This window comes from Pseudanabaena mucicola FACHB-723, from assembly GCF_014696385.1.
Taxonomy (GTDB): Bacteria; Cyanobacteriota; Cyanobacteriia; order Pseudanabaenales; family Pseudanabaenaceae; genus Pseudanabaena.
The window spans coordinates 1-11,826 of record NZ_JACJQB010000063.1 but is presented as its reverse complement, the minus strand read 5'-3'; the positions used below and the strand labels follow the sequence as shown (position 1 = coordinate 11,826).

10 protein-coding genes and 1 tRNA gene are annotated in these 11,826 nt (G+C 42.9%); 2 read left to right on the top strand and 9 right to left on the bottom strand.

The window, feature by feature from the left end; all coding sequences use genetic code 11:
• From H6F41_RS17570 to H6F41_RS17540, 7 genes are all read right to left on the bottom strand, one after another.
• A partial coding sequence (locus H6F41_RS17570) for a late competence development ComFB family protein (RefSeq protein ID WP_190404762.1) occupies nucleotides 1–1,128 on the bottom strand: 1,128 nt, incomplete at its 3' end.
• A gap of 437 nt (nucleotides 1,129–1,565) precedes the next feature.
• Nucleotides 1,566–2,312 carry a winged helix-turn-helix domain-containing protein gene (locus H6F41_RS17565; protein WP_190404761.1) on the bottom strand — a complete coding sequence of 249 codons (747 nt, stop codon included), beginning with the start codon at nucleotides 2,310–2,312 and terminating at the stop codon, nucleotides 1,566–1,568.
• A 56-nt stretch (nucleotides 2,313–2,368) separates the two neighbouring features.
• Nucleotides 2,369–3,880, bottom strand: coding sequence for a hydroxysqualene dehydroxylase (locus H6F41_RS17560; RefSeq protein WP_190404760.1), 1,512 nt, complete (start codon nucleotides 3,878–3,880; stop codon nucleotides 2,369–2,371).
• A 99-nt stretch (nucleotides 3,881–3,979) separates the two neighbouring features.
• Nucleotides 3,980–4,678, bottom strand: coding sequence for a PHP domain-containing protein (locus tag H6F41_RS17555; protein ID WP_190404759.1), 699 nt, complete (start codon nucleotides 4,676–4,678; stop codon nucleotides 3,980–3,982).
• Nucleotides 4,679–4,898: 220 nt separating this feature from the next.
• Nucleotides 4,899–5,123, bottom strand: a complete 225-nt coding sequence (locus H6F41_RS17550; RefSeq protein WP_190404758.1) for a DUF2997 domain-containing protein — start codon at nucleotides 5,121–5,123, stop codon at nucleotides 4,899–4,901.
• Nucleotides 5,124–5,219: 96 nt separating this feature from the next.
• Nucleotides 5,220–6,260, bottom strand: a complete 1,041-nt coding sequence (locus tag H6F41_RS17545) for a hypothetical protein (protein WP_190404757.1) — start codon at nucleotides 6,258–6,260, stop codon at nucleotides 5,220–5,222.
• A gap of 10 nt (nucleotides 6,261–6,270) precedes the next feature.
• Nucleotides 6,271–8,067: a cation:proton antiporter gene (locus H6F41_RS17540; RefSeq protein ID WP_190404756.1), complete on the bottom strand. Its 1,797-nt coding sequence runs from the start codon at nucleotides 8,065–8,067 to the stop codon at nucleotides 6,271–6,273.
• Nucleotides 8,068–8,281: 214 nt separating this feature from the next.
• Between H6F41_RS17540 and H6F41_RS17535 the strand changes: the two genes are divergently transcribed.
• Nucleotides 8,282–8,355 (top strand) — tRNA-Arg (locus H6F41_RS17535).
• 40 nt (nucleotides 8,356–8,395) lie between these two features.
• On the opposite strand, the gene H6F41_RS17530 is transcribed toward H6F41_RS17535, so the two are convergent.
• Complete coding sequence (locus H6F41_RS17530; RefSeq protein WP_190404755.1) at nucleotides 8,396–9,499, bottom strand: LCP family protein; 1,104 nt, start codon at nucleotides 9,497–9,499, stop codon at nucleotides 8,396–8,398.
• Nucleotides 9,500–9,547: 48 nt separating this feature from the next.
• Between H6F41_RS17530 and H6F41_RS17525 the strand changes: the two genes are divergently transcribed.
• A complete protein-coding gene (locus H6F41_RS17525) occupies nucleotides 9,548–10,504 on the top strand; it encodes a sugar phosphate nucleotidyltransferase (protein ID WP_190404754.1) in 957 nt (318 codons plus the stop codon).
• A gap of 75 nt (nucleotides 10,505–10,579) precedes the next feature.
• Here H6F41_RS17525 and H6F41_RS17520 read toward each other — a convergent pair whose 3' ends face one another.
• A complete protein-coding gene (locus H6F41_RS17520) occupies nucleotides 10,580–11,587 on the bottom strand; it encodes an ABC transporter ATP-binding protein (RefSeq protein ID WP_190404753.1) in 1,008 nt (335 codons plus the stop codon).
• Nucleotides 11,588–11,826 lie beyond the last annotated feature (239 nt).

Genomic DNA, 11,826 nt, shown 5'->3' with positions numbered 1-11,826 from the left:
ATCACTGCCGATAATGCTCTCAATTGGTTCCATCACTGCGGTATCGTTTTTCAGCGCCTTAGGTAAGTTCTTTGTGGTGCTCTTGATCTCAATTTGCTGTAACTGTCGAATAATTGGCACAATGTTGTACATCGAGATATCGGCACGGCCTAAAATTTCTTGGAGAGCGATCACTGCTTGCTCATATTCTTGCGCAAATTGATGGGCATGAATTTTAGGGACATCAGACTTAGAGATTTGCAGTGACTTTAAGATACCGTTGCGCGTTTGACCGATTAAGGCACGGGGAATTTCCGAAATTGCTTTTTGTCGTAAATACTTAAATCCACGCATACTAGTTGCATACATTGGAGGTAAACGATTTAACGCATAAGCTGCTACTTCACTCTGATTAATTTTCTGTAATATTGCTGGGGTTGTACACCTCTCAATCGCTAAAAACACAAGATGCTCTAAAACATTGGTTATCCCTAATTCAGCACGGAGAGTATAGGATTCCAAAGCCCTATGTTCAATTGCAATCACATCACGCAATTTTTTTTCTTCTGCCCAAGAGTTCGCCTTCTGCTCATATATTTTTATTTTAGATGATTGCTTACTCATAAATCTTTTGGAGGAAGCAAGTAGCGCTTTTTGATGTCTATTGAGGTGACTAACTTCTTGGATTACAGTCTCTTCTTCAGCCTGAATTACTGTATCAAACTGATAACTATCATTGAGTTTATTAGAAGATTGATTTAATATGTCTTGAACTAGATTAGGAACATCTCGCCAGCGTAAATATTTCTTTCCAAATAATTTACTTAACTGATACAATAGCCCTGAACTATTCAGAAATAGTTGATTTGGAAGTGGTGTAACATCATGAATTGGATCGCCAAAAATTACAATCTGATTTCCTCTCTTGATTAACTGAACGATACGAGGATGTAGTTCATTAAGCGCACGATCATATTGATACTTCCATCCAGTCATTGAGGTGGCAAACATTGGGGGTAAACGATTTAATGTATATGCCAAAACCTCTGCAACTTTAATTTTCTGTTGCAATTCTGGTCTTAGTTCATTCATTTGGTTATAGATTTCATTGACAACAATTTCTTCTAAAACATTTACAAATGTACTCATACACTAATCCCTGAAGCATGAATGAACAACCCTAACTAGTCGTTAAACAGAAAACAGAAATCTGAAGCTAATTTTAAAACAAATCTATTAACTGAAATATAGACAAAAGTAAAAGTCAATGAATGCTATGTAGTCCCCCGTAAATTGGGCTATAAAAGCTTTTTTAACGTAAATTACGAACGGCTAGCGTAAAGCGAAGCCAATCAAATTCCATAAATTTCATAAATTAAAATTGACGATACAACAACAAGTCTAAGCGCCTAAAAATTTATGTTTGTTAATTTAGATAACGAACAATCTATGCCAATCATAACAAAATAGCCACTGTGACTTGAAGGGACAAATGGCTGAATCTTTATATTTACTTAATCAATCAACAGCCTTACAAACAATAAGCGTGTATCACTTGCATAGCAGTCGATACAAGCCTATTGCCTTTAGCCAAGACGATAACCGAATCCTCTAACTGTAACAATATGCTTAGGATCGCTAGGATCTACTTCAATTTTTTCTCGCAACCAGCGAATATGCACATCTACGGTTTTGCTATCGCCTACGAAATCTACACCCCAAACTTTTTCTAATAGCTGTTCCCGTGACCATACCCGACGGGGATGGCTCATAAATAAGTCAAGTAAGCGAAATTCCTTAGGCGATAAATTAACTTCCATCTCATTAATTGTGACCCGACATTCGTCAGGGTACATGGTGATATCACCAAACTTATAAACTGTTGTGGCATTGTTAGAATTGTTATTGGCTGTCAAGAAATCACGGCGACTGCGGCGAAGCAATGCACGGCAACGAGCTACCAACTCTCTCATCCCAAAAGGTTTACTTAGGTAGTCATCAGCGCCGACTTCTAAGCCAACAATACGATCAGACTCATTACCCCTAGCACTGATCATTAATACAGGTACGTTGTTACCTTCGTGACGCAAAATGCGGCAGAAGTCTAGTCCATTAATGGAAGGTAACATCACATCTAAAATCACCAAATCTAGCTTTGCGGCAGTTTTAGCAACTTGCAAAGCGTTATACCCATCCTCAGCCAGTAATACGCTATAGCCCTCCTCTTGTAAAGCTAGTGCGATCGCGTCTTGAATAATCGCTTCGTCTTCGACGACTAAGACACAACCGACGGTGTTTTTAGGAGCCGAGGGAGCCTGTTCTGTTAAGAGCATAAAATTTTATTGGGGTTGGTCTAACCGTATCTAATTTTACATTGATTAATGGCAAATTATGTAATCCATAGACTGCTAATAATGGATTTTGCCACATTTTTTACGGTTTGATTCAACGATCGCGCAATTTGAATATGTGGCTCATCAGACTCAATCGGTAAGATCTGTGTCATGTTTCCTTGATTAAACTGCTGGATTACCAGATTAGCGGCTTCTAAACCTGTGACATAGGCTTTTTCCTGTGACCAAGAACCATGATTGGTAATAATCCAATCGCCGCTCATGTACAGATTTGGAAAACTAGTGATCCCTCTTAGTAAATGCTGATAGCTACCAGGGGAGAAATGGGTGACCGCACGCGGTAAGCGTATTACACTGCTGTCGATGATTTTAGCGTTGTTAAATTCGGGAATACAGTCGGTAAGATATTTTTGGACGATCGCAATAATTTCCTGATTATCGAGGGGTAGAAATTGATTGGCGTGATAGAAGTCAACTTCAATGACAGAGACAGTCTCATCGGCGTATTCATCATGGAGCGCATTCAGGTCAAAAAATGTCCAACCCGTGGTTTGGTCAAAGCCAAAACAAGCATTAGATGGGCGGGGAATCTTGATTTTGCGATCGCACCATAGGCGTACTGCTAGCACATCAACAGCCCCTAAGTTCATGAGATTACGAAACTCGCGGCGTTTTTGCAAAGCAGGGCTACTGGTGATAATCTTTTGCATTCCTGCAATACCAACCGAGAAAATGACTGCATCGGCATCAAAGCTTTCGTCACCGCAAATTACGCTCGTCACCTGTCCATCAGTATTAACGCGCACATCACTCACACGACGATTGGTGAGGATTTTGCCACCCAACTCTTGAATGCGATCGCACCAAGGTTTAAAGATTTTCTCGCCAACTGTGCCACGACACCAGACCACATCAAAATCGGCTTGATGCGCCAAAATAAAGTAGTACAACATTCCCAAAGCTGCTGCTGCTGAACATTGCTCACCGGGGGCAAAAAGTCCGACCAATAGCATTGGCTCAAAGGATTCACGATAGAGGCGCTCGGATACGCCATATTGATAGAAAAGCTCTCTGGCGGTCATGCCGTCGTAACGCTTCCAAGCCTCATCGGAATTGTCAAAATCAACGACTGCATACATTAGGGGTAATGCCGAAAGTCGATCACTGAGGGGTAATCGTTTAAACTGCGTATAGGCAAATGTACCAAGGGGCGATGGTAAGCGAGGCAAGTCTTGGAAAATCGGTGACTCCACCTCCAAACCTGCGGGGGAATATTGTGCCGACCGCGTCCATGGGGTAAAGGGATCAAGCTCTAATTCTTTAACTAGCGAGAAAATATTGCGATAGGGATACCAAAATCCATGTATACCAGCTTCGACCGATCGCCCACCCTCGGTTTTCCAACCAGCTACCAATCCACCAGCCTGAGCACCTGCCTCTAGCAAAGTTACGTCATAGCCCTGTTTGGCAAGTTGATAGGTTGCACCTAAGCCAGCCCAGCCTGCGCCCACGACAATTACTTTTGGTGTTGTTTGTGTTTCGGTCATTTTGTCTGCTGTGTAATTTGATTGTGGGGGAATTTACCAAGCCAAGGCTGCCTTGCCATCAACTTGCAATAAATAAGAAGTCTTGCTAGGCAAGGCTTCTTATAGTCTTTTGCTAATTTTAAATCCGTGGGAATCAGTGCCACAGGTGTGCATTAATCCATGCATATCGGCGAGATGGCGAATTTCTTCAGTTTGTCGCGGGCTAGGCTTCCAAGGATCGCTGTTATCGTAACCATAATAAGTTTCAACACCATCAATACCAAGGGCAGCCGCCGCAGGAATCAAGTCTTCAGGTGTACGCCGATAACGAGCGGGGTGAGCTAAAACTGCTAACCCTCCCGCTAAATGAATCGACTTGATCACGCTAATTGCTTGATAATCCAGACCTGCGGTGGTTTTGTTTTGCAGATAGGGTTTCATTGCCTCATGGGCAGGATCAAAGCTATAGCCCAGAATATGCACTTCCGTAAAAATGAGACTGGCATTGACTTCAATCCCCGTCCATAAAGTTGGCAAGGATTGGGGAGCACTGGATTGGCAAGCAAAACGCTCTAGATATTGCTTAGCAATGTAATACCCTGAGACAGCATGGTGATCGGTAATTGCCAGATCTGACACGCGCAAAGAGATCGCCTGTTGAATTAAGTCCACAGGCTGCATTTTTCCATCGGAATGCACCGTATGCAGATGAAAATTTAACCTATGCGGACAACTCATGGCATCGACGGAAGCAAAAATATTTCGCAGCCTACTAGTTGCGCTCGACTCTGATATCAATGGCGGAGTTTGAGTTACCATGGCAAATCTCTACATAAGCAAATCTTTAACAATTCTTAATTTCTTAACCATAATTTTACCCAGATTAGGGCAAGCATCTTTACTTTTATTGAAATAAATTCTCAAGCCCAGCCAACTGACAGGCTAGCAGTAAGACCAAAACTAAAAATGGCTATGCTATTTTTAGTTTTGAAAATCCTTCAAAATCCCACACATAACGTTTGCAAATATCTACTGAGATTTAAGGATATTGATCGTACTGAATTTGCTCGACCGCATTGCAATCAAGAATATATTCAGATTGCTCGTAGTAACTAGGTAATAGTTCACGAGTGACGACTTTTCCCAAATCTGCCTCAATTATGGCGGTGATTGCAACGCATTCACTACCAGACATATCGATCGCCCGCTCAACGATTTTGCCATCTTTCCCGATTAAGTACTCGATACGTTGATACTGCGACATGATCTATTAGTTTTTCTCAACAATAACAATTACTCATATTCTAGCGTCTCTATATCCAATTGATCAAAACTGTGCCATATCGCTGACAATTCTCAGTCATTTTTGTAAATCTAAAGCCCTGCTTGCCGATATGCCATCGGTGGCCGTACCAAAGTACCAAAGTGAGGCGGCCGCTTCGGCGCGAGTTACGGGCTTTTGGGGTTGTAATAGGGTTGTAAAGCCAAAACTACGCCGAATATTGGAAATGTCGCGTAGTTGAGCATCGGCAAAAATAGCGCTAAGAGCATCGTCACTAATGCGATCGCTATCTTGAAATCCCCATGACTGACGAATATTTTCTAAGGTAGCTCTGGGAAGTGGTTGACGTAGATCGAGGGGAATTTTCCACTGCACTAATTCTTGACGAGATAGTGGTTCTCCCGGAAAAAAGCGATCGCTACTGCCAATTAGTCCTGCATTAGCTAAGCCTTGAATGACAGCAAAATCAGGATGCTGATTAGGAACATCGACAAATATTGGTTTTTCTGTTGGTTGGGCAAGGCGAATTTGGCGACTCGGTTGATTTTTATAAAGGCGATTATTGGTTTCGAGTAACCATCGAGCATATTCGCGACGCGCCACTAAAATGTTGGGTTTAAATTCTTGCCCTGTCTTCGGTGTAATTGTCCCTAGTTGATAAAGATCGCTGATCCAACCTCTCAAGGGTGCGGGTGCTGTGTCGAGATCGCTAAATTGCTTAACTGGTGGCGGTGCTTTACTGAAATCTATATCAAACAATGACTTTATCGAAATATTGGTGACTGGGGAAACAGTCAAAGTTTCAGATCCCAAAGCAATTGATTTGAGCTTGGCTAGATCTATAGAGATAACTGAGGTTATCGGTGGATTTGTTGATGTGGTTGTTTTTGTAGTTGGTTTAGTGGTTGTCTCAATAGTTGGTTGAGTAGTTACAATTGGCGTTTTGGATATTACTGGTGTGGGGCTGACCACTTCAGGAGTATCAGAAGGAGCGGGTGCGATCGCAGTTTCTAAGGAACTACCCAAATTTGATCCTTGGCAAGCAGCTAAATAGATCGCTGTGCCGCTAACTAGGGAAATGCGAGCAAGTTGCCATATTTTGGAACATCTTAATTTCATTGCACCATCCTCACGAAGCCTTGTTATTAGTCTCTGGCATCGGTGGCGGCAATAAAGAAAGCGCCGTTGTTGGTAATACACAGGCAATATCAGGACGGAAATTTGCATAACGACTACGGCGCACTGCCATAATTTCTGCCTGAATTGAGTTTGTGCTTTCACCTAGACAGAGTAAAAGGTGTGTAGTTAGCTCCAAACTCGCCTCAAAGGTAGGATGGACAACTTCCTTTGCTCCCAGTTGATAGAGAGTATCAATATCGGCATCTTTTTTGGCTCTAACCACAATATCGATTTCTGGAGAAATTGCGATCGCTCTTTGTACAGCGAGTCTAGTGGCAATCGGGTCAGAGATTGCGATTAACATAGATCTCGCCTGATCAATTTCTGCTTTTTCTAGTACAAAGGGACTCGCGCAGTTGCCATAGAGATAAGGGATATTTTGCGATCGCAACATTTGTAGCTTTGATTCCGACTCCTCAATCACTAATACGGGATAGCCTTTAGACTGCAACAACGAAACAATACCTTGACCAATCCGCCCATAACCGCACACCACCACATGATCATGCAGTTCTTCAGCATTAGCCGAAAGCTCTTGAGGCATATCGAGCTTATTCATCCAAGCCTGTAAAAACGGCACTTTTTCTAATAATTGCAAAATCTGTGGTGTCGCCTTGAGCAAGAATGGTGTAACCATCAAAGTAACCGCGGTTGTTCCCAAAATTAACAGATATACTCGCCGTGAAACTAAGCCTAATTTCTGTCCTTCGCTAGCAAGTACAAACGAAAATTCACCAATTTGGGCTAAACCTAAACCTGCAAAAATAGCAACTCTCAAAGGGTAGCGGAAAATACTGACCAAAGGTACAACAATCAAGAATTTGCCAAGCATCACAATCGCTACCAAGCTCAAAATCAATTCCCAGTTTTGAATCAAAAACACAGGATCGATCAGCATCCCTATCGCCGCAAAAAATAAGGTGGCAAACACATCTCGTAAAGGTTCGACATAGGTAAGTGCTTGATCGGCATATTCCACCTCAGAAATCATCAACCCTGCCACAAATGCGCCCATCTCGATCGACAAGCCCAATTGCTCAGTCAGGAGCGCAATCCCCAAGCAAAGCACAATTACACTTAATAAAAATAATTCACGGCTCTCGGTACTCGCTACCCAGCGCAAAAATGGCGGTATCAGCCAAATCCCTGCGGCAATTGCTCCGCCTGCAAATAAAGCAGTCACCGACAGAGCTTTAATCACTTCGATGCCAACGGATTCAGGATGATCGAGTGCAGGCAACACCGCTAACATCAAGCCCAAGGCAAGATCTTGGATGATCAACATCCCCAGAGTTACCTGTCCTTGTGCCGACTCAGTTTCATTGTTTTCCATCAGGCTTCGCAATACCACCGCCGTTGATGACAGTGACAAAATCCCACCCAAGAAAATTCCCTGCGTGGGAGTCTCCACCCATCCCACCAGTACAGATACGGCTGTGGTCAGAGCAATGGTGAGCAAAACCTGTAAAGTGCCACCACCAAGGGCAATCGCTCGCACCTTGTTTAATTGCTTGAGTGAAAATTCGACACCAAGGGCAAACAACAAAAAGGCAACCCCAAACTGGGCAAGAGTTTCCACTTGAATCAACTCTTTAATCAGACCCAAGCCCGTCGGTCCAACGACAATACCACCAAAGATATAGCCTAGTAACACTGGTAATCGCAGAGCCGCCGCTAGTAATCCGCCAAACGAGGCTGCTGCAAGAACAGTTACTAAATCAACAATTAACCGAAAATCTTCTTGCACAAAAACCAACTAAAGAACATTGCCTTCTATACTTTAAACCCTTAATCAGGAAAAGGTAATGCGAAGCGGAAGCTTTTATCTCTGCAAGTATATGTAATGCAATTAAAAAGCTCAAAACCTTTAGGCAGTAAATCTTTAAGACATTCAAAGAAAAATATTTATTTTTTTGCTTGCCAACATTGCACACTATGTTATTATTAGATTCGCGAGTTAAGGGCTTGTAGCTCAGTGGACTAGAGCACGTGGCTACGGACCACGGTGTCGGGGGTTCGAATCCCTCCTGGCCCGTCCTAAAACAAACAAAAAAGCAGTGCCTAGCGCTGCTTTTTTATTGAATGTCTTTTTTAGTCGTAAATTTTCCTGCGATCGCTTGCTCAATGTCTTCAGGGGAGACAATCCAATAGCTAAACCGAAATTCATTGGGGTCACTAGGTCGCCCTTTTAAACTATTAGCTTTGATTTTTTCAGGCTTGATGGTCATACTAAAAGTCGCGATTGCCATCATTTCGTCAAAACTAAGATCAGAATCTATATGCTGCTGCATGACATTAATTAGTTCTGGCAGACTCCACACCACCGCAGGACTAGCAATCTTGTCCTTAATTGCCTTTAAGACTGTTTGCTGCCGCTTGATCCTACCAATATCACCATCCTCATCATGACGAAATCGTGAAAATCCCTCAGCCTGTTCGCCATTGAGGGTCTGCACTCCGGGATAAAGGTCAATATTTAGCTTTTGAGTATTGTCCCGATATTTCATCCGTTTTGGCACATTTATTTCAATGCCACCCATTGCATCAACTAGCGCTGCTAAGCCATGGGTATCTACACGCACATAGCGATCAATTTCGACACCATTAAGGGTCTCTGAAACTACTTCTTGGGCAAGGGCTGCACCACCATAAACATTGGCGGCATTAATCTTGGTAACGCCATATTCAGGAATTGGCACTTGAGTGTCGCGGGGAATTGACAACATATTCACAGCGCGAGTCTTGGGATCAAACCGAATTAACAGCATCGTATCGCTACGACCATTAAAGGACTCAGGGGAACCAGATGGAGCTTCAAGTACCCGATCTACACCCATAACGAGGATTTGATAAGGACGATCTAACTTACGACCTAAACCTTCCATCAAAACTTCTTCGGGCTTGCGTCCTGTCAATAAGCCACCCCAATCTAGGGCAGTAATCGGAACAACTCGACCAATAAAAGCACCAGTCCCAACGGCGATGAGCAGGGACAGGGTAAAGCCGATTTTGGCAAAGGGGATACGTCTAATTGTATTGATAGTTTTTGCGATCGCAGGCTGTGCTGCATCAAGTTGAATCGGTTCGATGGAATTAATGGGCGAATCAGCGCGACTAGTGGCATCGGCTGACCGAACTTTGGATGCAGTTATCGGTCTATTGCTCACACGCCACTCCATAACTTCTATAATGCTCAACAAACAACATATACCGCAGTCAACAACTCTATGCAAGCTGTAATTATTGCTGGTGGGAAAGGAACTCGTCTCCGACCCTTGACCTATGGATGTCCTAAGCCAATGCTACCTCTAGTCGATCGTCCATTTTTAGAATGGATGGTTAATCGTTGTCGTGAAGCTGATGTGTGCGACATTTTACTAAATGTGCAGTATCAAGCGCGACAAGTAATGGATTATTTTGGCGATGGTGAGCGCCTTGGCGTGAAAATTCGGTATGTCGAAGAATCAACTCCATTGGATACAGCAGGTGCGATTAAGCTAGCAGAACCATATTTCACAGGTGAGTCATTGATTGTGTTCAATGCCGATATTCTTACGGATTTAGACTTAAAATCGCTCATAAAGTTTCATAAGGACAATCAAGCCGATGCAACATTAACTTTGACGCGAGTCGAAGACATCACCCCCTTTGGCTTGGTGGAAATTAATCAACAAAATCAAGTACAAGCATTTCGCGAAAAGCCCAATGCTGAGCAGGCTTTAGACTTTTTGGCTCAGGGAATTAATACAATTAATGCAGGAACCTATGTATTAGAACCAAAAATCTTTGATATTTATGCCACAGGAGAACCCTTGAGCTTTGAGCGCAAAGTCTTCCCAAATGTTTTAGAACGCGACCTCAAAATGATGGGTTTTGTCTGGGATGGTTACTGGATGGATATGGGAACTCCTGAAAAGTATTTTCAAGCCCAAATTGATGTTTTGGAAGAGAAAGTAGATTTTGATTTTGGCGATCGCGTTGAGCAGAGAAGCAAAGGAGTCTGGGTTGCCAAAACTGCCCAAGTCTCTGAGGGTGCTGTTTTAAATGCACCTTGTTATGTGGGAGAAGATGCAACCATTGGCAAGGATGCCCATATTCCATCCCAAACTTTAGTAGGAGCAAATTCCCTAGTGAACAAAGCAATTTCTAAGGGAATGTACGCCGCAGGTTCTATGCATATCTAATGCATCCAAGCCATTACAAGCAATGTTTTACGATGCTTGTAATGGCTTTCATCCAGAGCTTTTTGCTGGATATATTTAGTTCTTCTTTTTTTTGCCTTTGGTAGAAGTCAAGATTTCCGATTGCGCGATTTCAGCATCAAGAATTGTCTGTCCTGTGGCGGCTAAAAACACATCATCAAGGCTAGGACGGGATTGGGAAAGACTGAATACATTAATATCCACCGCCGCTAACATATTTTGAATTTCACTAATAGCATTGGGTTCTGGTTTCACAAATAAGTTCACCGCATTACCCTGCGCTGAATTAATCGTAATGCTCTGCACAATTGGCAATTGTTGTAAAATTCTCTGGGCATGTTCGGCTTCTTGGCGATCAGCAAACTCACGAATCCTCACCGTAATCCGATCGCCTCCAACTTTACTCTTGAGTTCCTCTGTTGTGCCTTCAGCAATAATTTTGCCCTTATCGATAATGGCAACACGATCCGCAAGAGCATCAATTTCTTCGAGATAGTGACTACTAATTAAGACGGTTACCCCTGATGCTCTCAACTTGCGGAGAAATTCCCAGATGGCAATGCGACTTTGAATGTCTAAACCCACAGTTGGCTCGTCAAGAACTAAGACCGATGGTTGATGTAATAAACCTGCCGCAAGATCGAGGCGTTTTTTCAGACCCCCTGAATATGTGCCTGACAATTTGTCGGCATATGGCTCTAGCTGCAATAAATTTAAAACGCTATCAATGCGATCGCAAATTTGCTTAGGTGGAATATGGTACAAAGCCGCCTGAAACTTTAACAACTCACGACCAGTTAATACTTTGTCTAGGGCAACCTCTTGCGCCACATAGCCCAACCGATTACGGATCGCTCTTGCCTCCGTTACCCCAGCCACCTCGATCACACCCGAATCAGGCGCTGTCAAAGTACAAAGACAACGCATAGTTGTAGTTTTACCTGCACCATTAGGCCCTAGCAAACCATAAATTTGTCCCTGTGTAACTTTTAGAGAAATTCCATCTACGGCAATAGTATCGCCATAAGTTTTCTTGAGATTTTCAATTCGTACTGCCGATTGCATGGATATATCTAAACTATTACGTTCTGTTAACTAATTATTTTACCCGTGCCGCTCTTCAAACTGCAATAAAATCTCGTCTTCCCTAAGAATTTCTGGATAACAATGCTCGATATTCGTTAAATTTAGGATATTTTCGCTAAAGAAACATCCAGAGATAACTATATAGTAAAGCGAGAGTTAGCAAGTACAAATCAAAACCAGAAGACGGGTGGCGGCGCGAAGCGCCGCCACCCGTCTTC

Coding starts and splice junctions, on each gene's coding strand:
- H6F41_RS17520 (WP_190404753.1), bottom strand. CDS start 11,587: ATGCAATCGGCAGTACGAATTGAAAATCTCAAGAAAACTTATGGCGAT.
- H6F41_RS17555 (WP_190404759.1), bottom strand. CDS start 4,678: ATGGTAACTCAAACTCCGCCATTGATATCAGAGTCGAGCGCAACTAGT.
- H6F41_RS17550 (WP_190404758.1), bottom strand. CDS start 5,123: ATGTCGCAGTATCAACGTATCGAGTACTTAATCGGGAAAGATGGCAAA.
- H6F41_RS17530 (WP_190404755.1), bottom strand. CDS start 9,499: ATGGAGTGGCGTGTGAGCAATAGACCGATAACTGCATCCAAAGTTCGG.
- H6F41_RS17560 (WP_190404760.1), bottom strand. CDS start 3,880: ATGACCGAAACACAAACAACACCAAAAGTAATTGTCGTGGGCGCAGGC.
- H6F41_RS17525 (WP_190404754.1), top strand. CDS start 9,548: ATGCAAGCTGTAATTATTGCTGGTGGGAAAGGAACTCGTCTCCGACCC.
- H6F41_RS17545 (WP_190404757.1), bottom strand. CDS start 6,260: ATGAAATTAAGATGTTCCAAAATATGGCAACTTGCTCGCATTTCCCTA.
- H6F41_RS17565 (WP_190404761.1), bottom strand. CDS start 2,312: ATGCTCTTAACAGAACAGGCTCCCTCGGCTCCTAAAAACACCGTCGGT.